The following is a 24798-nucleotide window of genomic DNA, read 5'->3' as shown; positions in this document are numbered from 1 at the left end:
CACCGTCGTTCGGAGCCGGCCGTCAGCCCGGCAGGAACCGCCGGAGGATCGGCGCGGCCCGGTCGGCGAGGTCGTGCTCGCCGTCCGGGGTCGGGTGCAGCCCGTCCGCGTAGACCCGGTCGGCCTCGGCGACGGGCAGCACCTCGCGGCCGTCGACCAGGTGCAGCCGCCGGTCGCCGAGCCGCTGAAGCACCCGGACCGCCTCGCCGGTCAGCTCCCGGATGCCCTCCAGGGTGAGCCCGGCGGCGTTGACCGCCTTCTCCCGCTCCACCGAGGGCAGCGCGGCGATCACCGCGATCGGGGTGTCGGGGTGACCGTCGCGGACGGTCTCGACGAAGCCGCACACCGCCGAGCCCCAGCTGCGCGCGGTGAACACGCTGCGGATGTAGACGTTGGTGCCGATCTCCAGGGTGATCAGCTCGGCCGGGGTGTCCCGCAGGACGCGGGCGACCAGCGGGTCCAGGTACGCCTCCCCGGCGAAGCCGAGGTTGCGCAGCCGCCAGCCGTGCCGGACGGCCACCAGGGAGACCCAGCTCTCTGACGGACCGTGCGGGAACATCGCGTGGGTGAGCGAGCTGCCGTACGCGATCCAGCGCGGGCCGGTGCGTTCGAGCGGCTCCAGCACCCGGTGGCCGTGCAGCGAGAGCCGGCCGATCCAGGTGCGGCTGAGGTGCGGCAGCCAGATCTCCACCTCTGCCGGGCCGTTCGCGCCGGCGGGCAGCGGCAGGGTGAGCCGGTGGCGGCCGGGCACCGGGTGCCACCGGTGGGCGACGACGCCGTCCACCACCACGTCCAGCGGCGCGCTGCCGGGTTCGGCGTCCAGTTCCAGGACCAGTTCGACGGCGTCGGTGCGCAGGCCGAAGCGGGCGCCGGCCGGGAGCCGGGCGAGGCGGGCGAAGTCGGCGGAGAGGGTGGTCGCCACCCGGTCCAGCGGCAGGCGCAGCGGGATCCAGCGGTCCTCGTGCCGGGCCAGGCCGCTGATGCCGTCCCAGGAGAGCCGGGGGTCGTCCGGGGTGAGGTGTTCGACGGCGGTGGCGGCGGCGGGCCGGGTGGCGGTCACGCCCGGCCCTCCTGGAGGTCGGCGGCCAGGGCCTGCGCCTCGGCGGGCGCGGCCTCGGCGGGCGGCGCCTGCGCGGCGTCCCCGCCCTTCGGCGCGCCCAGCCCGAGGGCGGCGGCGACCAGCCCGACGGCCGAGAAGAGCGCGGCGACCAGGAAGGCCCAGTGGTACGCGGAGAGCGAGGGCGAGGCGCCGCCGACGCCGGTGAGCACCGCCGCGCCGACGGCGACGCCGATGCCGCCGCCGAGTTGGAGGGCGGCGGTGACCAGCGCGGTGGCCAGCCCCTGGTCCTCGTTCTTCACGCCGCCGACCGCGGCGATGTTGAAGGCGAGGAAGCTGGTGCCGTTGCCGAGCCCGTGCACGATCAGCGCGGGCAGCAGGACGCTCAGGTAGTTGCTGTCGGTGCCGGTGCGCAGGAACAGCAGGATGCCGCCGCCCTGGAGGAGCAGGCCGAGAACGGCCGCCGGGCGCAGCCCGGAGCGGTTGATCAACTTGGGCGCGAGGTTGACGGCGAGCAGGATCGCGGCGGCCATCGGGACGATCGCCAGGCCCGCCTGGAGGGCGCTGTAGCCGAGCACCTGCTGGAGGTAGAGCAGGGCGATGAACTGCCAGCCGATGGTGGCGCAGGCCCAGACCAGGCCGACGGTGTTGGCGGTGGACAGGGTGCGCGAGCGGAAGATCCGCAGCGGCAGCAGCGGGTCGGTGCGGCGCTGCTGGATGACCACAAAGACGACCAGCAGCACGACGGCGGCGATCAGCGAGCCGAGGGTGGCGGCGGAGCCCCAGCCGGCTTCGGGGGCGCGGACGAGTCCGAGGACGAGCAGCAGGACGCCGGCGGTGGCGGTGAGCGCGCCGGCCGCGTCGAAGCCGGGCCGTTCGCCGGTGCGCGCCTGGTCGGGGGCGACGGCGTAGTTGGTGACGGCGAGGACGAGCGAGGCGACGACGAAGGGGACGAAGAAGATGAGCCGCCAGTGCACTTCGGTCAGGACGCCGGAGAACACCAGGCCGGCCGCGTAGCCGCTGGCGCCGGTGAGGGAGAAGATGCCCATCGCGCGGGTGCGCTCGGGGCCCTCCTTGAACGTGGTGGTGATGATCGACATCGCCGCGGGGGCGATGAAGGCGGCGGCCACGCCCTTGATGACGCGGCTGACGACCAGCAGGGTGCCGTCGGAGACGAGCCCGCCGGCGAGGCTGACGAGGGCGAACACGGCGGTGGCCCAGAAGAAGAGCCGGCGCCGGCCGAAGAGGTCGGCGGCTCGGCCGCCGAGCAGCAGGAAGCCGCCGTAGGCGACGGCGTAGCCGGAGATGATCCACTGCAGCGTCTCCGGCCCGAGGCCGAGGTCCTGCTTGATCTCCGGCAGGGCGACGCCCATCAGGGAGACGTCCATCGAGTCGAGGAAGAGCTGGGCGCAGAGCACCAGGAGTGCCAACCCCTTGTGCGCGCCGAGGGTGCGGGGCGCCGTGTCCGGCATCGGCCCTCTCCCAATCCATCTGGCAGACAATCGTCTGCATCTCAATCAAGTGGGCTGAACGTAGCAGTCAAATCATCTAGCGTCAAACAATCTCTGCGCCACGCGACCCCCAACACCCCTTGCATCTGCGCGAGTTGACTTCCTATTGTTTGATAATTGCCGAACCTTAGAAATATCGGCCCTACCCACGGGGGAGTTGCCCACCCATGCCCGAATCCGTCAGACGTCCCCGCCTGCCCTCGCTCACCGGCGTCAGATTCCTGATCGTGGTCCCGGTCTTCGCCTTCCACGCGGACATGGAGAAGCCGTTCGGCGACGCGGGGGTCGCCGACGCCTACGCCTGGCTCGTCGCCAACGGCGCCTGGACCGCGATCAGCTGCTTCTTCGTCCTCAGCGGCTTCGTGATCACCTGGGGCTCGCGCCCCGACCACAGTGCCCGCGGCTTCTGGCGCCGCCGGGCCGCCAAGATCTACCCGCTGCACGTGCTCACCTGGGCCGCCGCGCTGGTGCTGCTCGCCGTGGCCGGCCACGCCGCGACCGCCCGCCAGGCCGTTCCCAACCTGTTCCTGGTGCACACCTGGAACCCGGACCGCGAGGTCTTCTCCAGCCTCAACGACGTCAGCTGGTCGATCTCCTGCGAGATCTTCTTCTACGCCGCCTTCCCGCTGCTGGTGCACTGGATCCGGAAGATCCGCCCCGAGCGGCTCTGGGCCTGGACCGCCGGGGTGATCGCCGCGGTCCTGCTCGTCCCGGCCGCCTCCGCCCTGCTGCCGGACCGTCCGCCGCTGCCCTTCGGCTCCGGCTCGGTGTGGCAGTTCTGGTTCGTCTATGTGTTCCCGCCGGTGCGGCTGCTGGAGTTCGTGCTGGGCATCCTGCTCGCCCGGATCGTCCTCACCGGCCGCCGGCTGCCGATCGGCGCCCTGCCCGCCGCCCTGCTCCTGATCCCGGCCCAGCTCCTGGCCAAGCAGCTGCCGTTCCTGTGGGGGCTGACCACCCCCGCGATCGTCCCGATCGCTCTGCTGCTGCCCGCGCTCGCCGCCCGGGACGTGGCCGGCCGGCGCTCCTTCCTCACCTCCCGGCCGCTGGTCACCCTCGGCAGCTGGACCTTCGCCTTCTACCTGGTCCACCGGCTGATCCTGGACCACGGCCACCGCGCCCTCGGCGCCGGACGGACCTTCGCCACCCCGGTCGCCGCCGCGCTGCTGCTCGGCGCGTTCGCCGCCGCCTGGCTGCTCGCCGGACTCCTGCACCGGTACGTCGAGCTCCCGGCCGTACGGCTGCTCGCCGCACCCCGCCGGCGCCGCACCGACGCCACGCCTCCGAGCCCCCCGAGCCCGTCGGCCGGTCCCCCGGCCGGCCCGGCACCCGCCCCCGACCCGGACACCGGCCGCCTGACCGAAGCCCCGACCACCTGATCCCGCACCCGCACCCGCACCACCACGACCGGAACCACGACCGCCCGACCACGACCCCAGCGATCCCACCGAGAGGCAGACCGATGACCGACCAGGACCTCACCGCCTACCCCCTTCCGCTCTCCCCCTACGGCGAGCCGCCCGCCGAGTTCGCCGAACTGCGCGCCAAGTGCCCGGTCAGCCGGGTCCGGCTGCCCAGCGGCGACCAGGCCTGGCTGGTCACCGGCTACGACGAGGTCGTCTCCGCGCTCTCCGACCAGCGGCTGTCCCGGGCCGCGCTGCGCGAGCCGGGCGCCGTGCGCACCGTCTCCGGCGAGGACTTCTCCGACAACCCGTACAACCTGCTCAACCAGGAGGGCCCCGACCACGCCCGGCTGCGCCGGCTGATCTCCCCCGCCTTCACCCCGCGCAAGGCCGAGCGCTGGCGCTCCCGGGTGGTCGAGATCGCCGACGAGCTCATCGACCGCCTGGTCGAAGGTCCCCGGCCGGCCGACCTGCACCACGACTTCGCCGCCGTGCTGCCGGTCTGGGTGATCTGCGAGATGGTCGGCGCCCCGGTCGAGGACCGCCCGCTGCTCCAGCAGTGGACCGACCGGCTGGTCTCCATCACCGCCCACACCCCCGAGGAGCGGCTCGCCGCCCGCCAGGAGTCCGCCGCGTACGTCGCCGGGCTGGTCGCCGAACGCCGCGCGAACCCCGGCGAGGACCTGCTCTCCACCCTCATCTCGGCCCGCGACGACGAGGACCGCCTCGACGAGCGCGAGCTGGTCTGGCTCGGCATCAACCTGCTGGTCGCCGGCCACGACACCACCGTCAGCGCGGTCTCCCGGGCGCTGTACCAGCTGCTGCGCCACCCTGACCAGTGGCGGCTGCTCACCGAGCGCCCCGACCTGCTGGACAACGCGACCGAGGAACTGCTGCGCTACGCCCCGCCGTCCGAGATCGGCTTCATGCGGGTCGCCACCGAGGACCTGGAGCTGGCCGGCACCCCGGTCGCCAAGGGCGAGGGCGTCATCCCGGTGATGCACGCGGCCGGCCGCGACATCCGCCGGGTGGACGACCCCGAGCGGCTCGACCTCACCCGCGCCGACCCCAAGCACGTCGCCTTCGGCCACGGCGCCCACTACTGCCCCGGCGCGGGCGTCGCCCGGATGGAGCTCCAGGTCGCCTTCGGCACCCTGGCCCGCCGGCTGCCCTCGCTGCGGCTCGCGGTGCCCGCCGAGGAGGTCGAGTGGCTCGGAGGCCTGCTGACACTGCGTCCGAAGGCGCTGCCCGTCGAGTGGTGACGGGGCTCGGCGGACGCCCCGGCGACCCGGTCCGACGGCCCGTCCGTTGGGCCGGGTCGCCGCCCGCCGCCCGGCCGTTGGGACGGGATCCGGTCCGTACCGACGCCCGAAGACGGAACACCTGTCCGATCCCGAGACTTGGGGCCAGCCGGTACCCCGCCCCCTCCGACCGGACCGCCCGCTCCGCCCAGGAACGAGGACCCATGCCCACCACGCCTCCCCTGGCCCTGACCGGCCACGACCTGACCCTCGCCGACATCGTCTCCGTCGCCCGGGCCCGCCCCGGCACCGCCGGACCGGTCCTCGCACCCGCCGCCACCGGGAGGATGGCCGCCTCCGTCGCCCTCAAGGAGGACTGGCTGGCACGCGGCATCCCGCTGTACGGCATCACCACCGGCTTCGGCGACTCCGTCGCGCGGCAGATCTCCGCCGACCGCGCCGCCGCGCTCCAGCGGAACCTGATCACCTACCACCTCAACGGCACCGGCCCGACCGCCGCGCCCGAGGTCGCCCGCGCCGTCCAGCTGATCCGCGCCAACTGCCTGGGGCGCGGCCCTTCCGCGATCCGGCCCGTCGTGGTCGACACCCTGCTGCGCCACCTGGCCGCCGACATCCTGCCGCTCATCCCCGAACGGGGATCGCTCGGCGCCAGCGGCGACCTGGTCCCGCTCTGCTACCTGGCGCACGCCCTGCTCGGCGAGGGCGAAGTGCTGCACCGCGGCCGGATCCGCCCGGCCGCCGAGGCGCTCGCCGAGGAGGGCATCGAACCGGTGGTGCTCGCCGCCAAGGAGGGCCTGGCGCTGATCAACGGCACCTCCTTCACCTCCGCCTTCGCCGTCCTCGCCGCCCACGACGCGGCCGAACTCGCCGCCGCCGCCGACATCGCCACCGCCCTCGCCGTGGAGGCGCTGCACGGCAACGCCTCGCACTTCCACCCGTTCCTGCACCACCAGAAGCCGCACCCCGGCCAGCGAGCCTCCGCCGCCGCGATCCGCGCCCTGCTCGACGGCTCCGAACTCGCCACCGACTACCGGGGCATCCTCGACCGCCAGGAACGCCTGGGCGACCGCGGATTCCTCACCCACGAGCACCGCATCCAGGACCCGTACTCGCTGCGCTGCGCCCCGCACGTCACCGGCGTGCTGCGGGACACCCTGGACTGGGTGCGGCCCTGGCTGGAGACCGAGGTCAACTCCTCCACCGACAACCCGCTGTTCGACACCGAGGAGGGCCTGCTGCACCACGGCGGCAACTTCTACGCCGGCCACGTCGGCCAGGCCATGGACGGCCTCAAGACCGCCGTCGCCAACACCGCCGACCTGCTCGACCGCCAGCTCGCCCTGCTGGTCGACCCCAAGTTCAGCCGCGGCCTGCCGCCCAACCTGATCGCCCCAGCCGCCGACACCGACGCCCACGCCGGGCTCCACCACGGCTTCAAGGGCATGCAGATCGCCGCCTCCGCGATCACCGCCGAGGCGCTCAAGACCGCCGTACCCGCCTCGCTGTTCTCCCGCTCCACCGAGGCGCACAACCAGGACAAGGTGAGCATGGGCACGATCGCCGCCCGCGACGCCCGTACGGTCGTCGAGCTCGCCCGCGAGGTCACCGCGATCCACCTGCTCGCCGTCGCCCAGGCGGTCGAGCTGCGCGGCCTGCGCAAGGCCTCGCCCACCCTCCAGAAGGTGCACGGACTGATCCGCGAGCAGGCCCCGTTCACCGACCGCGACCGGCGGATGGACGGCGACATCGCCGCCGTGGCCGGCCTGGTCCGGGACGGTTCGCTGCGCCGCGCCGCCGGGCTCCCGGAGCCCTTCGCCGCCTGAACCCCCGCCGTTCGCCGTCTCCCCCGCACGGCACGTCCCCGACCGTGACTCCCACAGCCCGAGGAGCTATCGAAGATGCTGCTACTGCGCGACCCCGCCCAACGCCAGGACGCCGCCGAGCGCCTGGACTCCCACACCGCCCTGATCCACCGCACCTGGCAGGGCCAGGACCCGGCCGAACGCTACGGCGCCGAGCTGGCCACCACGCTGGCCGCCGCCGTGCGCTCCCCGATGTACGCCGGCACCCTCGCCGGGGAACTCGCCGAGCGGCTGCGCTCGGACACCCCGCTGACCCCGGCCGAGGCCCTGGACGCCTTCGCCGCGCTGCCCTTCCTCGGCAAGAAGGAACTCGGCGGCCACGGCGCCGGCGCGTTCACCCGCCCGCTGTCGGAGTTCCTGCACTACTACGAGTCCTCCGGCACCACCGGCGACCCGGCCCCCGCCCCCAAGGCGGTGGACGACCTGCTGGTCAACACCCTCAACATCGGCGAGATGTGGGGCCGGCTGCTGCGGCCCGCCGACGTCGCCCTGATCCTCATCAACGCCCCCTTCGCGCCCGCCGCCTACCAGTTCGAGAAGGTGCTGGAGTACCTCGGGGTGATGTCCTTCCGCCCCTGGGTGGACAACATCACCGGCGACTACACCCGGGTGCTGCGACTGGTCTCCGAACTGAACGCCAACGTCTACGTCGGACCGCCGTCCCGGCTGCTGGAACTGGCCCAGTTCTCCCAACGGAACGGCCTGCCACTGCCCCGCTTCGACCGGCTGCTGCTGATGGCCGAACAGACCGGCCCCAGCTTCGTGCGCCACCTCGAACGGCTGACCGGCGGCACCGCCTACGTCGGCTCGTACGGCTCCTCCGAGACCGGCACCCTCGCCGTCACCTGCGAACACCGCCGGCTGCACCTGCAGTTGCAGAGCTACCTGCTGGAGATCGACGACGGCGACCGCACCACCGTGCTCGGCCCGGACACCGACCCGGTGCAGGGCGAGCTGATCGTCACCACCCTGGACATCCCCTCCCGCCCGCTGCTGCGCTACCGCACCGGCGACCTGGTCCGGATCGAGACCGACCCCTGCGGGTGCGGCATCCGGCTGCCCGTCCTGCGCACCCTCGGCCGGGCCCAGGACGTCCTGCTGCTCGCCGAGAACAACATCCGCCAGGACGACCTGGAGGAGGCGCTGTGGGCCGAGGCCCTGCCCGGCGCCTCGGTGTTCAACTACATGCTGGTGCTGCGCGGAAAGTCCCTCGTCTGCCTGGTCACCACCGACGGCACCCCGGACGGCTCCTGGTCGAAGGTGCTGGAGCAGCGCCTCGCCCCGCTGTTCGAGGAGTACACGGTGACCGTCCACCCGGTGGAGAAGCTGCCCCCGCTGGCCTCGCTCGGCCAGTACCTGGGCTGGAAGCTCTCCCGGGTCCTGGACCTCAACGAGGAGGCCAACTGGGGCCGGCTGCCCGCGCCGCTCACCTCACTGGTGCGCGAGTCGCTGGCCCAGGTCGCCCAGGCCACGGGGGTAGGGGCATGAGCGGAATCGCGGGGCTGGTGTCGCGCAGCGGGGATGTGCGCGAACAGGCCCGACTCGTCCAGGAGTTCACCGACACCCTGACCCACCGCGGCCCGCGCCGCGGCGGCACCTGGCTGGCCCGGCACGCCGGCCTCGGCCACCGCCAGTTCCACACCGGGCCCCGCAACGATGTGCCCCAGCCCTGGTTCCCGCCCGAGCTGGACCCGGCCCCGGCCGTCATCGCCTTCTCCGGCGAACTGCTCAACCCCGGACCGCTGCACACCGCGCTGACCGCCCGCGGCCACCGCATCCGCAACGGCTCGGACGCCGAACTCGTCCTGCGCGCCTACCTGGAGTGGGGCGCCGACGCCGCCGACCGACTGGTCGGCGGCTACGCGGCGGCGATCTGGGACGCCCGCACCGAGGAGCTGGTGCTGATCCGCGACCGGCTCGGCGTCGAGCCGCTCTACTGGGCCGAACTCCCGGACGGTTCACTGGCGTTCGGCTCCGAACCGAAGGCCCTGCTGGCCGCCGGGCTGCCCGCCGAGGTGGACGCGAACGGTCTGGTGGACGTCCTCACCGTCGCGCTCAAGCGCCCCGGCGACGCCGTCTACCGCGGCCTGCACGAGGTCCGTCCCGGGTGGCTGCTGGTCGCCGGTCCGAACGGCGTGCGCCACCGGCGCTACTGGGCCCCGGAGGCCGCCGAGCACACCGACGACGAGGCGACCACCGTCCGGCGGGTGCGCGCCCTGCTCGCCGACACGGTGCGCCGGCAGTCCGCCGACACCGGGGTCAAGCCCGGCGCCCTGCTCTCCGGCGGCCTGGACTCCAGCGCCATCGTCGGCCTGGCCGCGGCCGGCGGCGACAAGGTCGCCACCTACTCGGTCGACTTCGCGGGCAGCGAGACCGACTTCAGGGCGGACGCCCTGCACGTCAGCCGGGACGCCCCGTACGTCCGGGCGGTGGTCGACCACGTGGGCACCAGGCACACCGAGATCCTGCTGGACGCCCCCTCGCTGCTCGACCACCTGGGCGCCACCCTGCGCGCCCGCGACCTGCCCGGCGTCGGCGACCTCGACGTCTCGCTGCACCTGCTCTTCCGCGAGGTGCGCGGCCACGCCGAGGTGGTGCTCTCCGGCGAGGGCGCGGACGACGTCTTCGGCGGCTTCCCCTGGTTCACCGCCGAGGCCGACCGCCCGACCGCCAACTTCCCGTGGTCGGCCGGGATCACCGACCGCAGCGGGATGCTCTCCGCCGAGCTGCGCCGCCACCTGGACGTGGACGCCGAGGTGGCCGCCCGCTACGGCGAGGCGCTCGCCGAGGTCCCGCGGCTGGCGGGCGAGTCGGGCGCGGACCGCCGACTGCGCGAGGCCTTCCACCTCCAGCTCACCCGCTTCCTGCCCTTCCTCCTGGACCGCAAGGACCGGATGAGCTTCGCGGCGGGCCTGCTGGTCCGGCTGCCGTTCACCGACCACCGGCTGGTCGAGTACGTGTGGAACACCCCGTGGGCGCTCAAGCGGCTCGGCGGCCAGGAGAAGGGCCTGCTGCGGGAGGCGGTCGCCGATCTGCTGCCCACCGAGGTGGTGCGGCGGCAGAAGAGCGGTTTCCCGTTCGGGCAGAGTCCGGAGTACCTGGAGGCGGTCCGCGAGGCCGTCCGCGCCCTGCTCGCCGACCGCGACTCGCCCGCCCTTCCGCTGCTGAACACCGACGCGCTGCGCGCCCAGGTGGACGGCGGCGGCTGGCACACCGGCACCTTCACCCCGCCGCCCTGGCTGCCGCGCGCGCTGCTGCTGGACGCCTGGCTGCGGACGTACGGCGTCCGCGTGGTGCTCTGACCCTCCGACCGCACCGCACGCGCCGCCCGTACCCCCGATCCACCGGGGTACGGGCGGCGCCGCGTTCGCCCCGGACGCGCCCCCGGACGCGCCCCCGGACAGGACCCTGGACACGCCCCGGCGGAACGCCGACGGGCCGGCCGCCCCCGCAGGGGTGACCGGCCCGTCGGCGTGCGCGGGTGCGTCAGGCCCGCTTCCCCCAGGCGGTGAAGACCGCGAGGGAGAGGTCCCGGAACTGCGGGTCGGCGAGCTCCCGGTACGCCGCCTCGAAGTCCTCCTCGGTGGCGAGCCCGGCGGCCACCACGGCCGGCCGGGTCTGCTCCAGGGTGAGCCGCCACCACTCGGCCTCGTCGTCCCCGCCGGCGATCAGCTGGAAGCGCGCGTCGTGGCCGAGGCCGCTCAGCCCCTTGCCCTCCAGCGGCACCGGCAGGCTGCGCGCCCATTCGGTGTCGGTGCCCACCGCGGTCTCCAGGTGGCGGCGGAAGGCCCGCAGCACGGTCCGGTAGCCGGGGTGCGGCGAGTCCTTGATCGGGAAGAAGGCCGGCTCCTCCAGCACCAGCGTCCCGCCCGGGGCCAGCCACTGGACCAGCCGCTCCACCGCCTTCTCCGGGTCGGGCAGGTGGATCACCACGTACCGGGCGTGGATGAAGTCGAAGGAGGCGGGCGGGAAGTCGTCGGTGTAGACGTCGTGGCGCAGCACCCGCACGCCGTCGGCGGCGAGTTCGTCCAGGAAGGTGGTGTCGAGGTCGGTCACGGTGACCTCGGCGCCCTGCTCGGCCAGCCAGCGGGCGACCGAGCCGCCGCCCCCGCCGACCTCCAGCACCCGATGCCCGGCCCGCAGGCCGAGCCCCCGGAAGCGGCTGCGGGTGTGCTCGTCCAGGACGGACTCCAGCAGCCGCAGCCGGTGCAGTTCGGTGTCCACGGCGTGGCTGAACACCCCGTCGCGGTAGCGCTCCTCCTTCCACTCCCAGCGTTCGCCGGTGGCCCCGGCGAAGACGGACTCCGAGTCGGTCTGTACGGTCATGGGCTTCTCCTGTGATCGCGGTCGAGCGTGCGGACGGACGTGCGGACGGACGTGCGGACGGACGTGCGGACGGGGGTCAGAGGAAGGCGAGGACGCGGACCGGGCCGCCGGTCCCGCCGAGGTGCTTGGGCGCGCCGACCACGGCGACCGCACCGAGGTCGGGCACGGTGTCGAGCCCGGCGAGGCACTCGATGGCGTACTTGCCGGCCGGCAGCAGCACCCGGTGGGTGTCCGGGTCGGCCGGGCGGGTGCCGGGGTCGAGGCTGATCGAGTCGGTGCCGACGCCCACCACCGTGCGCTCGGCGACCAGGAAGTGCGCGGCCTCCACCGAGATCCCGGGGAAGCGGTAGAGCCCTTCCGCGGGGTCGAGGTTGAGGAAGGCGCCGGGGGTGTCGATCCGGTGCGCCCAGTCGTTGTCGACGGCGAGCAGCGCGCCGTCGGGGATGCGGCCGTTGCGGCTCTCCCACGCCAGCAGGTCGTCGACGGTCAGTTCGGTGACGTGGTCGCGGGCGGCGCGCTCGCCGATCCGGACCACGGCCAGCGGTGCGACCAGGGTGTCGGCCGGGATCTGGTGGGTGGCCAGGCCGTCGTCGTCGAAGTGCGAGGGCGCGTCGAGGTGGGTGCCGATGTGCTCGTTGTAGGTGAGCTCGAAGGCGTTGTACTCGTGCTCGGCGAGGTTGGCGAGCCGCTTGATCTCCATCGGCTTGACGTACAGCTCGAACACCGGCCAGTCCGGGCCGACCACGTGGGTGAGGTCCCGGACGGCCCCGCGCGGCAGGCTGATCGGGGCTCTGGCCCGGAGCGGTGCCGAGACCTCGGCGGGCCCGGCGGCGACGGGCCCGGTGGCGGTGTGGCCGGTGGCGCCGGCCACCGTTTCCGGTGAGCACATGGAATTCCCCTTCCTTGAGAACGTCTACGGAAAAACAATCTCCTGAACGCGTTATGCTGATGACCCCGCCCGCAGAAGGAGTTCCGATGGCCACCGCCCCGCGGACGCCCCGCCTCGCCTCGCCCAGCCGGACGGACGACGGGGGCGAGCGCCGGCAGTACTTCGCGACGCTCACCCGGGAGCGCCCGGACATCGCGCTCTGCCGGGCCACCACCGTGGTCGCCCGGGCCATCGACGAGGAGCTGACCGGCGCCCGGCTGACGGTGGCCCAGCACCTGGTACTGAAGATGCTGGACGCGGTCGGGGCCTGCTCCCAGCAGGAGTTGAGCGAGCAGCTGCGGATCGACCGCAGCGTGATGGTCGGCTGCATCGACGGCCTGGAGAGCTCCGGACTGGTCGTCCGTGAACGCCACCCGCGCGACCGCCGCGCCTACGCCGTCACCATGACCGAGGTCGGTTCGCGGGCCCTGGCCGAGGCGGAGGCGGACATCGCCCCGATGATGGACCGGGTGTTCGCCGCACTCACCGCGGAGGAGCGGGACACGCTGATCCGGCTGACCCGCAAGCTCCTCGCCGTCCAGCCGGGCGGGTGAGCCCCGGAGCGGGGCGGGCGGACCCGTTATCCGACCAGCGCCTGGTTGACCAACTGCCGCAGGCGTCCGTGCAGTTGGTGCGCACTGGAGGGCATCAGCTGGGTCAGGAACAGCACCGTCAGCCGCTCCGCCGGGTCCACCCAGAAGATGGTGGACGCGGCGCTGTGCCAGCCGTACTCCCCGGCGCTGGCCGGCACCCCGGCGACGGCCGGGTCCTGCACCACCGCGAAGCCGAGCCCGAAGCCGACCCCGGCGGTGGGCATCTCGGAGAACACCGGCCGCCCGACGCTCTTCAGGTCTCCGCCGCCGGGCAGGTGGTTGCGCAGCGCGTGCCGCAGGGTGTGCCGGCCGAGCACCCGTACGCCCTGGTACTCGCCCTCGCCGAGCAGCATCTGGCTGAACCGGTGGTAGTCGGCGAGCGTGGTGACCAGTCCGGAACTGCCGGAGAGGCAGTGCGGCTCGCGCAGCACGTCACCGCCGAAGGCGTCGTTGCGGACGGCCTTCCCGCTCGCCGGGTCGACGACGTAGAAGCCGGCCAGCCGGTCGGCCTTGTCGGCGGGGACGTGGAAGCCGGTGTCCGCCATGCCGAGCGGGCCGAGCACCCGCTCGGCCAGGAACTCGTCCAGCCGCCTGCCGGAGGCGACCTCGATCACCCGCCCGAGCACGTCGCTGGAGGCGCCGTAGTTCCAGGCGGTGCCGGGCTCGAAGAGCAGCGGGAAGGAGGCCCACTTGGTGACGCACTGGGCGAGGTCGAGGCCGGGCGCGGTGGTCCACTCGAAGCCGTTGGCGGTGTAGATCTCGTCCACCGGGTGCGCCCGGTGGAAGCCGTAGGTCAGGCCGGAGGTGTGGGTGAGCAGGTGCACGATCCGGATCGGCTCGGCGGCGGGGACGGTGACCGGCCGGGAGGCCGGCCCGCGCTGGTAGACCCGGACGTCGGCGAACTCCGGCAGGTAGCGGGAGACCGGGTCCTGGAGGCCGATCGCGCCCTCCTCCAGCAGCACCAGCGCGGCCACCGAGGTGACCGGCTTGGTCATCGACCAGGACCGGTAGATGGTGTCCGGGGTCTGCGGCAGGCCCTTCTCGACGTCGCGGTGCCCGTATCCGGCAAGGTGGGCGACCTTCCCGCCGCGGGTCACGGCGAGCTGCCAGCCGGGCAGCCGGCCGTCGTCCACGTAGGCCCGGAGGTAGGAGTCGATCCGGCGCAGCCGCTCGGGGTCCAGCCCGACCTCGGCCGGTTCGACTTCGACTTTGATCTGCGACATGGCGTCCTCTCGCGGTCGAGCGCTCTCGTCATGTTTCGAATGTTCGAAGATAGTGGAAGCATAGAAAGAATCAACTCGGCACACAAGAGCGGAACTTGAGATCCTGTCCGGTCCACCCACTGGACTTCGAATGTTGCGCAAGCTTCGAACCATTAATAGGATCCCGAAGGATCCGCACCCCTTCCGACCCGACCGGAGCTGGAGCCCCGCCCATGCCGCCCCTCACGCTTTCCATCGACGAACTCCTCACCACCACCCGGGCGGTGCGCAAGCGGCTCGACCTCACCCGCCCGGTCGAACGCGAGCTGATCGAGGAGTGCCTGGCCCTGGCCACCCAGGCCCCTACCGGCCGCAACCGCCAACGGTGGGACTTCATGATCGTCACCGATCCCGCCAAGCGCTCCGCGATCGCCGACCTCTACCGGCTCGGCCTGGTCCGCCCCCGCCAGCAGGTGGTCGGCACCGGCGTGGACCGCACCGTCGGCGACCAGCTGCGCCGGCTCCGGCTCGCCGAGAGCGCCCAGCACCTCTTCGACCACCTGCACGAGGTCCCGGTCCTGGTGATCCCCTGCGTCCGGATCGAGGGCCGGCACGAGGTCGACTCCTTCGTCGGCCAGGCCAACACCTGGGGCTCGATCATCCCGGCCACCTGGCAGTTCATGCTCGCCGCCCGCTCCCGCGGCCTCGGCACCGCCTGGACCACCCCGCACCTGCACTACGAGCGCGAGGCCGCCGAGATCCTCGGCATCCCCTACGAGACCGTCCTGCAGGCCGCGCTGATCCCGCTGGCCCACACCATCGGCACCGACTTCCGCCCCGGCCCCCGGGTCGGCACCGAGCAGATCGCCCACTGGGACGCCTGGTAGTCCCCCTGGTGGCACCGCACCCACCAGGAAGTTCTTGACCATCGATCAGGCCGATCTTTAGGATGGCTTCCATGTTCCGGGAACGTCGAGTCAACGGCCTTGCTGCCGCAGCGACTTCCGACTGCGCGACGCACCGCTGCCGCTGTCGCCCCTGAACTCTCCTCCCGCGTCCGCGCACCGACCGCGCACCGACTCGACGCCGGAAAGAAATCTCCTCTCATCATCACGATTCCGCCCCCGCGGTGGTGCCCCCACGCACCCCGCCGATTCCGGCTGCCCGGAGTCCCGGAATCTCGACGGCAAGGAGAACGAACATGAGCCTGTCCCTCTACCGCCCCGCCGACCCCGCCGATCCCACCGGCCCCACCGTCCGCGTGCTCATCTGCGCCGCCTCACCGCTGCTGCGCACCGGGCTGCGCACCATCCTGCAGCGCTCACCCGGGCTGCAGCCCCTGACCGAGCTCTCCAGCACCGCCAGGATCGCCCAGGCCTGCGCCGCCAAACGCCCGGACGTGGTCGTCATCGACGCCGACATGCCCGGCATGGAGGCCTGCGAGGTCAAGAAGCTCACCTCCGACCGGGAGACCGGGCAGCCCGGCGTCATCCTGCTGGTCCGCCCCGGCGACCCGGACCGGATGCTCGACTACCTCAGAGCCGGCGCCCGCGGCCTGGTCCTGCGCGACGGGCCCGAGTCCGACATGGTGCACGCGGTCCGCGCGGTCGCCGCCGGGAACGCGCTGATCTCCCCGCCGATCACCGCCGAGGTGGTCACCGAGATGGCCCGCCGGCTGCCCGGGCCTCCGCTGCACACCCCACCGCTGCTCCATCTGCTCACCCCGCGCGAACAGGAGGTGCTCACCCTGATCGCGGGCGGGCTGTCCAACGCCGAGATGGCCACCGAGCTCCACCTCAGCGAGAAGACCGTCAAGTTCCACGTCTCCAACGTGCTCGGCAAGCTGCGCGTGCGCAGCCGGGCCCAGGCCATGGTCTACGCCCGGTCGGGACACCGGGCGGCCGGATAGGGGTCGCGCGGCGTCACGTCTGCGGGGCCAGGGCCCGCAGCGTGTCGCGCATCCCCTCCGGCCCGGGGCCGAACTCCGGCACCGGCAGCACCGCCAGCAGCGGCGTGTCCACCCCCGCCGCCGCGAACTGCGCGACCCGCTCCCGGCACTCCCCCGGGGAGCCGTGGATCAGCAGCGCGTCGATCAGGTGCTCGGGCACCGCCTCGCACGCGCCGTGGAAGTCGCCCGCCGCCCACGCGGCGTGCGAGGCGGCCAGCTCCTCGCCGCGCCCCAGCCAGTCGTGGAAGCCGCCGTACGTCCGGGCGTTGAGGATCGGCCCGAGCAACTGCCGCCCCTGCCACCGGGCGTGGTCGCGGTCCTTGGTCGGGCAGACGAACAGCCGGGCCACCACCTCCTTGGCGCGGCCCTCCTCACCCATCGCCTCCCGCACCCGCGGTACGTCCGCGACCGCCAGGAAGTTGGTCACCAGCCCGTCCGCCTCCCGGCCGGCCAGCCGCAGCATCTGCGGGCCGAGCGCGCCCATCATCACCGGCGGCACCGGGTCGGGCCGCAGCGCCGGGGTGTACCCCTCGATGGTGAAGGACTCGAACGCGCCCCGTACCGTCCGGCCGGCCAGCGCGTGCTTCAGGAACCGCACGGTGTCCCGGACCTGACGGTACGGATGCTCGAACGGGATGCCGTTGATCCGGGTGACGAACGGCGGGCCGGAGGAGCCGACGCCCACCACCACCCGGCCGGGAGCGGCCTCGGCCAGCGAGGCGACCGTCATGGCGAGCAGCGCCGGCCCTCGGGTCTGCACCGGCACCACCCCCGTGCCCAGCCGCAGCGCGGGCGCCCAGGCCGCGGCGAGCGCCAGCGGGGTGAAGCCGTCGTAGCCCGCCGCCTCCCCGGTCCACACGTCGGTGTAGCCCAGGTCGGGCAGTTCCTCGACCAGTGCGCGGTGGCGGTGCAGCGGGACGCCGCGCAACGGGAGCGTCAGACCGTAGCGGCCCACGGGCACCTCCCGGCGGTTCGCTCGCGGCGTTCACTCATCGGGTGTCCTTCCGCGGGAACGGCGGTGCGGGCCGGCCCCATTGCCTAAGATTGGATAGTACGCCAAAGTTCGAACAATCCATCGCACGACCAGGACGACCAAGGAGCCGCCATGCGGACCCCGAGCCACCCGGCCACCGACTCCATCCAGCTCGCCGGCATCTTCCACGCCCTCAGCGACCCGGCCCGACTCTCCATCGTGACGGGCCTGTCCGAGGTCGACGAGCAATGTTGCAGCGACCTGGACGTTCCCCTGTCCAAGTCGACCCTCTCGCACCACCTCAAGGTGCTGCGCGAGGCCGGCGTCACCACCACCCGGGTCGAGGGCACCCGCCGGCTGATGTCGCTGCGCCGGGACGACCTCGATCTGCGCTTCCCCGGCCTGCTGGACGCCGTCCTGGACGCCGCGACCCGTGAGCCCGCCGGCGCCCACTGATTCTCCCCGACACTCCCGGGGCGGCTCTTCGGCCGTACGACCGGTCTGTGCCCCGGCCTTTGGACCTGAATCGGCCCCGCCCGGCCCCACCGGGCGCGCCGGTGCACCAGGCTTGCCGCGTCCCTGCCGTCCGCAGCCCGCCCTGGAGGCCGCCGTGCCCGCCGACACCCGCGCCCACGAGACCGCCGCCCACGCCGCCCACGCTCACGACACCCCCGCTCACGAGGCCGCCGCCCGCGCCGCCCTCGACGCCTTCCTCGACGCCCTCAACAGCCGCGACCTGACGGCCTGGGCGCGGACCCTGCACTACCCGCACGTCCGGGTGCACGAGGGCGAGGTGACGGTCTGGGAGGACGAGGCCGGCTACGTCGAGCGGTCCGCCCCCGAGCTGGACCTGCTGGTCGCCTCCGGCTGGGCCCGCAGCGGCTGGGAGAGCGTCGAGCTGAGCCAGTCCTCCCCCGACCAGGTGCACGCCCTGGTCCGCTTCGCCCGCTACGACGCGGCCGGGGAGCGCACCGGCTCCTTCGACTCGGTCTACGTGCTCACCCGGCGCTCCGAGCGCTGGGGCGTGCTCGCCCGGATCGGCTTCCCGGCCGCCTGACCGCGGCGCCCCCGGCCGCGGGAACGCCCCGGACACGACGGCGGGGCCGGCCCGGGAAGTCCCCGGCCGGCCCCGCCGCGACGCGCGCTCAGGCCGCTATCGGCCGCTGGCTGCGCACCGCCTGGAGCAGCCCGATGGCCGTCCAGTTCGCGAACATCGAGGAGCCGCCGTACGAGACGAACGGCAGCGGGATGCCCGCGACCGGCATGATGCCCAGGCACATCCCTATGTTCTCGAAGGCCTGGAAGGACAGCCAGGCGATGACCCCGGCCGCCACGATCGTCCCGTACAGGTCGGTCGCCTGCCGGGCGATCCGGCAGGCCCGCCAGAGGATCACGCCGACCAGCGCGATGATCGCCAGCGCCCCGACGAAGCCCAGCTCCTCGCCGGCCACGGTGAACACGAAGTCGGTCTGCTGCTCCGGCACGAACTGCCCGACGGTCTGGGTGCCGTGGAACAGCCCCTTGCCGGTCAGCCCGCCCGAGCCGATCGCGATCCGGGCCTGCGCGGTGTTGTAGCCGACGCCGTTCGGGTCCAGCTGCGGGTTCGCGAAGGCGGCGAAGCGGTCGATCTGGTACTGGCTCAGCAGTCCGAACTTCCAGATCGCCACGCACCCGGCGGTGCCCGCCACCAGCAGGCCGAGCACCCAGCGGTTCGCCGCGCCCGAGCCGAGCAGGATGCCCAGCACGATCGCGGCCATCACCATCACCGAGCCGGCGTCCGGCATCAGCAGCACTATGCCCATCGGCAGCCCGGCCCAGAGCAGTCCCCGGAACACCGCCCGGTGCGAGGGGAACTCCCGCTCCCCCGCGTCCACCTGGTCCGACAGCACGACCGCCATCGCCAGCACGATCGCGAGCTTCGCGAACTCGGCCGGCTGGATCGAGAAGCCGCCGCCGAGCTGGATCCACGAGTGCGCGCCGTTGATGGTCGAGCCCAGTGGGCTGAGCGTCGCCAGCAGCATCAGGAGTACGCCGACGTACAGGAACGGCACGATCGTGCGGAAGCGCCGGCTCCCTATCGCTATCACCACGGAGCACAGCACCAGCCCGACCACGAAGTTGGTCAGGTGCCGGTACAGGAAGTACTGCGGGTCCCCGTGGGTGAGCGAGTCGCGCCCGCGGGTGGCCGACCAGACCAGCAGCGAACTGCCGGCCGAGAGGGCCAGCGCGGCCAGCAGCAGTATCCAGTCCAGCCGCCAGAGCGGGGAGTCCTTGGCCAGGGCCTTGGAGACCCCGCTGCGCTGCGGCGCCAGCCGCAGCTGCCGGTACGAGCCGTAGGAGGTCATGCCCGTCCCCTTCCCGGTCCGCGCGTGGGTTCGAGCGCGGCGTAGGCCGCGGTGTACGACGCCGGACGGTCGGCCGGAGGCGCCTGGTCGAGGAAGGCCGTCGCCGGGGCCGGCTGCGCGGCGGCCTCGGCGAGCAGCGCCGGAGCCGGTGCGGCGGCCGGCGCCGCATCGGCGCCGTAGGAGACCGGCTTGATGATCGCGGTGCCGTCCGGGTTGAACTTCGGCAGCTCGGCCTGCGGCGCGGGCAGCAGCGCCTTGCCGGTGTCGATGCCGCCCTTGTCGTCCACGCCGTACAGCGCCTGGTAGATCCGGCGGATGGCGTCGCCGGAACCGCCGGAGCCGGTGCCGCCCTGGCTTATCGTCATGACGACGGCGTAGTCCTTGCTGTACGTGGTCAGCCAGGAGGTGGTCTGCTTGCCCTCGACCTCGGCGGTGCCGGTCTTGGCGTGCAGCGTGATCTTGTCCTGCGGCCAGCCGTTGAACTTCCAGGCGGCGGTGCCGCTCTTGATGACGCTCTCGGTGGCCTGGTTGATGTAGCTGAGCAGCTTCTCGTCGCCGGGGAACCTGGCGTCCTCGTGCGGGGCGATCTCGCGGACGAGGTCCCCGCCCGGGCTTATCACCGCCTTGGCGATGGTCGGCCGGTAGAAGGTGCCGCCGTTGGCCAGCGCCGAGTAGATCCGGGCCATCTGGACCGGGGTGACGAGGGTGTCGCCCTGGCCGATCGCGAAGTTGACGGCGTCACCGGCGCGCATCTGGTAGCCGTCGACGCAGTTCTCCCGGGCGATCTGGTCGGAGTAGCTGTTGCCGCCCTTCTGCCCCTGGGCGCACCAGGCGTCCTTGTTGTTGTCGTAGAAGGACTGCTTCCACTGCCGGTCCGGCACCCGGCCGGTGACCTCGGACGGCAGGTCGATGCCGGTCTTGGCGCCGAGGCCGAACTCGTGGGCGGTCTTGAAGAACCAGTCGCCCGGATCCTTCTTGGGCTTGATGCCGCCGTCCTTCAGCCACTGGTCGTACGCCAGGCCGTAGAAGACGGTGTCGCAGGAGACCTCCAGCGCCTTCTCCAGGGAGATCTGGCCGAAGTTCTCGCTCTCGAAGTTCTTGAACTCGCGGCCGCCGATGGTCATGCTCTTCGGGCAGTCGTAGTGGCCGTCCAGCGAGTAGCCGGCCTGCACGGCGGCGGTGGTGGAGATGACCTTGAAGGTCGAGCCGGGGGCGGACTGACCCTGTATGGCCCGGTTCAGCAGCGGGAAGTTGGAGTCCTTGCTGGTCAGCGACTGGTAGTCCTTGCCGCTGATGCCGCCCACCCAGAGGTTCGGGTCGTAGGTCGGGGCGCTCGCCATCGCGACGATCCGCCCGGTGTGCACGTCCATCACCACGGCGGCGCCGGAGTCGGCCTCGTAGTTGCGGTTGGTGACCTTGTCGAAGGTGTTCCGGGCGTCGTTCATGGCCTGCGCCAGGTTGTCCTCGACGACCTTCTGCACCCGGGCGTCGATGCTGGTGACCAGGTTGTCGCCGGTCTGCGGGGCGACGGTGCCGGCGTTGCCGATCACCCGGCCGAGGTTGTCCACCTCCAGCTTGGTGATGCCCGCGGTGCCGCGCAGGTCGCGGTCGTACACCGACTCCAGGCCGGCCCGCCCGATCTGGTCGGCCGGCAGGTAGCGGTCCAGGCCGCTCCTGCCGGCGGTCTTGCTGACCTCCTCGTCGGTGACCGGCGAGAGGTAGCCGAGCACCTGGGCCATGTTGGCGCCCTCGGCGCCGGTGTAGCGGCGCACGGCGGTGGGCTGCGCGGTGACCCCGGGGAAGTCCTCGCGGCGCTCCATTATCTGCATCGCCTGCTGGGTGGTCGCCTCCTTGGTGACCGGGATCGGCTGGTACGGCGAACCGTTCCAGCACGGCTGCGGGGTCTTGGCGTCGCAGAGCCGGACCTTCTCCTGCACGTCCTTGGCGGGCATCCCCAGCACCTCGGCCAGCCGGGACAGCACCGCCTTGCCGCCGTCCTTCTGCTGGAGCAGCGAGGTGCGGCTGACCGAGACCACCAGCCGGGTCTCGTTGCCGGCCAGCACCCGCCCGGAGGCGTCCAGGATCTCGCCGCGGACGGCCGGCTCGACCACCTCGCGGATGTGGTTGCCGGTCGCCTTCGCGGTGTATTCCTTGGCGTTGCGGATCTGCAGGTACCACAGCCGCCCACCGAGGGTGGCGAGCAGCGACAGCACCAGGATCTGCAGCACCACCAGACGGATCGTCACCCGTCGGGTGCGGCCGGTCTCGGGGATGTTGCTCACGTCTCGTGCGCTCCAGGGTGCGGGGAGGTCGGGTGGTCGGGGCCGGGCCGGTTACGGGCGGCGGACGAAGCCGGGCACGCGCCGCTTCTTGTACGACGGGCCCGTCGAGGCCTCGCGGGTGGTGCGGTAGCGGGCCAGGGTGCCGAGGCCGGAGCTGCCCTCGTCGTCGTCCGCCGCGGCCACCGGGTCGCGCCCGAAGCGGCGGCCGAGGTACATCACCAGCGGCACCACGAAGGGCGCCAGCAGCAGGTCGTAGAGCAGGGCGCTGATCACCAGTCCGCCGAGGCCGACGTGCCGGGCCGCGGTGTCGCCGACCAAGGCGCCGACCATCGCGTAGAGCAGGGTGGAGGCGACCGCCGCGGCACCGACCACCAGCAGCGAGCCGGCTACGGAGCGCTGGCGGCCGTGGTCCGGGCGCAGCAGTCCGGCGGCGTAGCCCATCAGGCAGAGCACCAGCGCGTAGCGGCCGATCGCGTGGTCGGAGGGCGGTGCGAGGTCGGCCAGCAGGCCGCCCGCGAAGCCGACCAGGCAGCCGCCGGTGGGCCCGTAGACCATGGCCAGGCCGACCACGACGAGCAGCAGTATGTCCGGGGTGGCTCCCGGGAGCTGGAGCCGGCCGAAGACGCTGACCTGGAGGATCAGGCCGAACAGCACGAGGCCGGCGGAGACGGGGATGCGGGCGAGGCGCATGGCTCAGTTCCCCCCAGTGGGCTTGGCGGGCGGGGCGGCGGGCGCGGAGGCCGGGACCTGTCCGGGCACGGAGGCCGGGACCTGGCCCGGCGCGGCGGCCGGCTGGCCCGCGGCGGGCGCCGGCGGCAGGACGGCGTCGCGCGGGTCGGCGCGCGGCGGCACGACCACCACGCCGACCAGGTCCAGCCGGGTGAACTGGACGAAGGGCTCGACCATGACGGTCTTGGTCAGCTGGCCGGCGTTGGCCTGGACCTCGACGACCTTGCCGACCGGGACGCCGGGCACGAACGGGCGGCCGCTCTGCGAGCCGAAGGTGACCAGCCGGTCGCCGGCCTTGACCTGGGCCTTGCCGTTGAGCAGCGAGACCTTCATCGGGCTGTCGCCGCCGCCCGAGGCGAAGCCGATCTCGCCGGTGCCCTCCAGCCGGGTGCCGGCCGAGAAGCCGGGGTCGGAGGCGAGCAGCACGGTGGCGGTGGTCGGGGCGACGGTGGTGATCCGGCCGACCAGGCCCTGACCGTTGATCACCGTCATGTCGCGGGTGAGGCCGTCGTCGCTGCCGGCGTCGATGGTGATGGTCCAGGAGAAGCCCTGGGCCGGGCCGATCGCGATGACCTGGGCCGCCTTGACGGTGTAGCCGCCGGCGCCGGCGGTGCGCAGCAGGTCGTCCAGCTGCTTGGTGCGCCCGGTGGCCATGTCGGAGGAGGCGAGCTTCTGCCGCAGTTCGGTGTTCTCGCGGGCGAGCTGGTCGGTGCGGCCGCTGTCGGTGGCCGCGTCCCGGAAGGCGCGGACGGTGTCGGCGACCGGGTCCACGACGGTGGCGGCTCCGCGCTCGACCGGTCCGAGGACACTGGCGGCGGCGTGCCGGGCCGGGCCGAGCGGGGAGTCCTCACCGCCCTTGATGTCCACGGTGATCAGCGCGAAGGCGACGGCCACCAGCAGGATGAGCAGCAGCCGGCTCTCTCGTGTGTCCCTCACGGTGCTGGTACTGCCCCTTCGTACCTGGCCGCCGCCCGGGGCTGTGGGGCCCGGGCGGCGACCCGTTCAGTCGAGTGTCGGATGTGACGCGTGGTACCGGTGGTGCGGCGACGTGTCAACGACGCGGCGAGGCGTCGAGTACCTGCTGGAGGGCCTCGAACTCCTCGACGCACTTGCCGGAGCCGAGCGCGACGGAGTCGAGCGGGTTCTCCGCGATGTGGATCGGCATGCCGGTCTCGCGGCGCAGCCGCTCGTCCAGGCCGCGCAGCAGGGCGCCGCCGCCGGTGAGCACGATGCCCCGGTCCATGACGTCGCCGGCCAGCTCGGGCGGGCACTGGTCGAGGGTGGTCTTGACCGCGTCGATGATCGCGTTGACCGGCTCGTCGATGGCCTCGCGGACCTCGGCGGCGGAGATCACCACGGTCTTGGGCAGACCGCTGACCAGGTCGCGGCCGCGGATCTCGGCGTGCTCGTCCTTCTCGCCCTCCAGGCCGAAGGCGCTGCCGATGCTCATCTTGATCTGCTCGGCGCTGCGCTCGCCCAGGAGCAGCGAGTACTCCTTCTTGATGTGCTGGACGATCGCGTTGTCCAGCTCGTCGCCGGCCACCCGGATGGACTGGGCGGTGACGATGCCGCCGAGCGAGATCACGGCGACCTCGGTGGTGCCGCCGCCGATGTCGACGACCATGTTGCCGGTGGCCTCGTGGACGGGCAGGCCGGCGCCGATCGCGGCGGCCATCGGCTCCTCGATGATGTGCACCTGGCGGGCGCCGGCCTGCGAGGAGGCCTCGATGACGGCGCGGCGCTCGACGCCGGTGATGCCGGAGGGCACGCAGACCACGACGCGGGGGCGGGCGAGGTAGCGACGGCGGTGGATCTTGAGGATGAAGTACCGCAACATCCGCTCGGTGATCTCGAAGTCGGCGATCACGCCGTCCTTGAGCGGGCGGATGGCGACGATGTTGCCCGGGGTGCGGCCGATCATCTTCTTGGCCTCGGCGCCGACCGCGAGGATCCCACCGGTGTTGGTGTTCACCGCGACGACGGACGGCTCGTTCAGGACGATGCCCTTGCCCCTGACGTACACCAGCGTATTGGCTGTTCCGAGGTCGATCGCCAAGTCGCGGCCGATGAACGACAGGTTGCTCGCCATGGGGTGTGGGTGCCTTCCCGGGCTCGGAGTTCATGGGGGGGTGGACGAATGCGCGCCCACGCTTGGGCGGAGACCAGCTGAGCTGCCTTACCGGGCCCTTGAGTCGCGTCCATCGTAGTCACGCCGCGCGGCACGGACGTAGACGTGGGGCATACCGTCCATTGTCCGGGGCGTGATCGCATCTCCGAGGATTGGGACGCCGTGTCGGCGCCTCCAGTTCCCTATTTCACGATAAGAATGCCCCGGCCGGGCCAATGGTCCCGACCGGGGCGGACGAAGGTCCTGCGGGTG

Annotated in this window: 21 protein-coding genes; 10 read left to right on the top strand and 11 right to left on the bottom strand. The window is 72.8% G+C overall.

What is annotated here, in order from left to right:
* Positions 1-22: 22 nt before the first annotated feature.
* Together ACWGJO_RS16365 and ACWGJO_RS16360 are read right to left on the bottom strand one after the other, a co-directional pair.
* Entirely contained in the window at positions 23-1060 is a 1038-nt protein-coding gene (locus ACWGJO_RS16365) for an SGNH/GDSL hydrolase family protein (RefSeq protein WP_452184334.1), read from the bottom strand.
* The gene (locus ACWGJO_RS16360; protein WP_452184332.1) at positions 1057-2529 is read right to left on the bottom strand and encodes an MFS transporter; all 1473 of its coding nucleotides are present in this window, start codon (positions 2527-2529) and stop codon (positions 1057-1059) included. The genes ACWGJO_RS16365 and ACWGJO_RS16360 overlap by 4 nt, the downstream gene beginning before the upstream one ends.
* A gap of 206 nt (positions 2530-2735) precedes the next feature.
* Here ACWGJO_RS16360 and ACWGJO_RS16355 point away from each other — a divergent pair, with 206 nt between their 5' ends.
* The 5 genes from ACWGJO_RS16355 to asnB all read left to right on the top strand — a co-directional run bounded on the left by ACWGJO_RS16355 (position 2736) and on the right by asnB (position 10394).
* Positions 2736-3944: an acyltransferase family protein gene (locus tag ACWGJO_RS16355; protein WP_452184330.1), complete on the top strand. Its 1209-nt coding sequence runs from the start codon at positions 2736-2738 to the stop codon at positions 3942-3944.
* An 83-nt stretch (positions 3945-4027) separates the two neighbouring features.
* On the top strand, positions 4028-5230 hold the full coding sequence (locus ACWGJO_RS16350) for a cytochrome P450 (protein WP_359908108.1): 1203 nt from the start codon (positions 4028-4030) through the stop codon (positions 5228-5230).
* 203 nt (positions 5231-5433) lie between these two features.
* Positions 5434-7053: an aromatic amino acid lyase gene (locus ACWGJO_RS16345; protein ID WP_452184328.1), complete on the top strand. Its 1620-nt coding sequence runs from the start codon at positions 5434-5436 to the stop codon at positions 7051-7053.
* Between the two features lie 75 nt (positions 7054-7128).
* Positions 7129-8580: a phenylacetate--CoA ligase family protein gene (locus tag ACWGJO_RS16340; RefSeq protein ID WP_452184326.1), complete on the top strand. Its 1452-nt coding sequence runs from the start codon at positions 7129-7131 to the stop codon at positions 8578-8580.
* Positions 8577-10394, top strand: a complete 1818-nt coding sequence (gene asnB, locus ACWGJO_RS16335; RefSeq protein ID WP_452184324.1) for an asparagine synthase (glutamine-hydrolyzing) — start codon at positions 8577-8579, stop codon at positions 10392-10394. Before ACWGJO_RS16340 ends, asnB begins: the two co-directional genes overlap by 4 nt.
* Positions 10395-10578: 184 nt before the next feature.
* Here the strand turns inward: asnB and ACWGJO_RS16330 are convergent, their stop codons facing one another.
* Together ACWGJO_RS16330 and ACWGJO_RS16325 are read right to left on the bottom strand one after the other, a co-directional pair.
* Positions 10579-11418 carry a class I SAM-dependent methyltransferase gene (locus tag ACWGJO_RS16330; protein WP_387695386.1) on the bottom strand — a complete coding sequence of 280 codons (840 nt, stop codon included), beginning with the start codon at positions 11416-11418 and terminating at the stop codon, positions 10579-10581.
* Positions 11419-11494: 76 nt separating this feature from the next.
* Positions 11495-12307 (bottom strand): cyclase family protein, encoded by an 813-nt coding sequence (locus tag ACWGJO_RS16325; RefSeq protein ID WP_452184322.1) that lies wholly within the window; start codon positions 12305-12307, stop codon positions 11495-11497.
* 86 nt (positions 12308-12393) lie between these two features.
* On the opposite strand from ACWGJO_RS16325, the gene ACWGJO_RS16320 reads away from it, so the two are divergent.
* Entirely contained in the window at positions 12394-12900 is a 507-nt protein-coding gene (locus tag ACWGJO_RS16320) for a MarR family winged helix-turn-helix transcriptional regulator (protein ID WP_452184320.1), read from the top strand.
* 26 nt (positions 12901-12926) lie between these two features.
* Here the strand turns inward: ACWGJO_RS16320 and ACWGJO_RS16315 are convergent, their stop codons facing one another.
* Entirely contained in the window at positions 12927-14162 is a 1236-nt protein-coding gene (locus ACWGJO_RS16315; RefSeq protein WP_452184318.1) for a serine hydrolase domain-containing protein, read from the bottom strand.
* 212 nt (positions 14163-14374) lie between these two features.
* Here ACWGJO_RS16315 and ACWGJO_RS16310 point away from each other — a divergent pair, with 212 nt between their 5' ends.
* Both ACWGJO_RS16310 and ACWGJO_RS16305 read left to right on the top strand, forming a co-directional pair.
* On the top strand, positions 14375-15028 hold the full coding sequence (locus tag ACWGJO_RS16310; RefSeq protein ID WP_387695390.1) for a nitroreductase family protein: 654 nt from the start codon (positions 14375-14377) through the stop codon (positions 15026-15028).
* Positions 15029-15342: 314 nt separating this feature from the next.
* Positions 15343-16050, top strand: a complete 708-nt coding sequence (locus tag ACWGJO_RS16305; protein ID WP_452184315.1) for a LuxR C-terminal-related transcriptional regulator — start codon at positions 15343-15345, stop codon at positions 16048-16050.
* A 13-nt stretch (positions 16051-16063) separates the two neighbouring features.
* On the opposite strand, the gene ACWGJO_RS16300 is transcribed toward ACWGJO_RS16305, so the two are convergent.
* A complete protein-coding gene (locus ACWGJO_RS16300) occupies positions 16064-17044 on the bottom strand; it encodes an LLM class F420-dependent oxidoreductase (protein ID WP_452184314.1) in 981 nt (326 codons plus the stop codon).
* 150 nt (positions 17045-17194) lie between these two features.
* On the opposite strand from ACWGJO_RS16300, the gene ACWGJO_RS16295 reads away from it, so the two are divergent.
* Entirely contained in the window at positions 17195-17518 is a 324-nt protein-coding gene (locus ACWGJO_RS16295) for an ArsR/SmtB family transcription factor (protein ID WP_380348070.1), read from the top strand.
* 154 nt (positions 17519-17672) lie between these two features.
* Positions 17673-18119 (top strand): hypothetical protein, encoded by a 447-nt coding sequence (locus ACWGJO_RS16290; RefSeq protein ID WP_452184312.1) that lies wholly within the window; start codon positions 17673-17675, stop codon positions 18117-18119.
* Between the two features lie 88 nt (positions 18120-18207).
* On the opposite strand, the gene rodA is transcribed toward ACWGJO_RS16290, so the two are convergent.
* The 5 genes from rodA to ACWGJO_RS16265 all read right to left on the bottom strand — a co-directional run bounded on the left by rodA (position 18208) and on the right by ACWGJO_RS16265 (position 24495).
* Positions 18208-19407, bottom strand: a complete 1200-nt coding sequence (gene rodA, locus ACWGJO_RS16285) for a rod shape-determining protein RodA (RefSeq protein ID WP_452184310.1) — start codon at positions 19405-19407, stop codon at positions 18208-18210.
* On the bottom strand, positions 19404-21689 hold the full coding sequence (gene mrdA / locus ACWGJO_RS16280) for a penicillin-binding protein 2 (RefSeq protein WP_452184308.1): 2286 nt from the start codon (positions 21687-21689) through the stop codon (positions 19404-19406). The genes rodA and mrdA overlap by 4 nt, the downstream gene beginning before the upstream one ends.
* A 51-nt stretch (positions 21690-21740) precedes the next feature.
* Complete coding sequence (gene mreD, locus ACWGJO_RS16275) at positions 21741-22379, bottom strand: rod shape-determining protein MreD (RefSeq protein WP_359908147.1); 639 nt, start codon at positions 22377-22379, stop codon at positions 21741-21743.
* A gap of 3 nt (positions 22380-22382) precedes the next feature.
* A complete protein-coding gene (mreC, locus tag ACWGJO_RS16270) occupies positions 22383-23354 on the bottom strand; it encodes a rod shape-determining protein MreC (protein ID WP_359908150.1) in 972 nt (323 codons plus the stop codon).
* Positions 23355-23469: 115 nt separating this feature from the next.
* Positions 23470-24495, bottom strand: a complete 1026-nt coding sequence (locus tag ACWGJO_RS16265) for a rod shape-determining protein (protein WP_049648984.1) — start codon at positions 24493-24495, stop codon at positions 23470-23472.
* Positions 24496-24798: the final 303 nt, after the last annotated feature.

Source organism: Kitasatospora sp. NPDC054795, assembly GCF_053611565.1.
The sequence above is the reverse complement of the archived record's forward strand: the minus strand, read 5'-3'. Positions and strand labels throughout refer to the sequence as shown.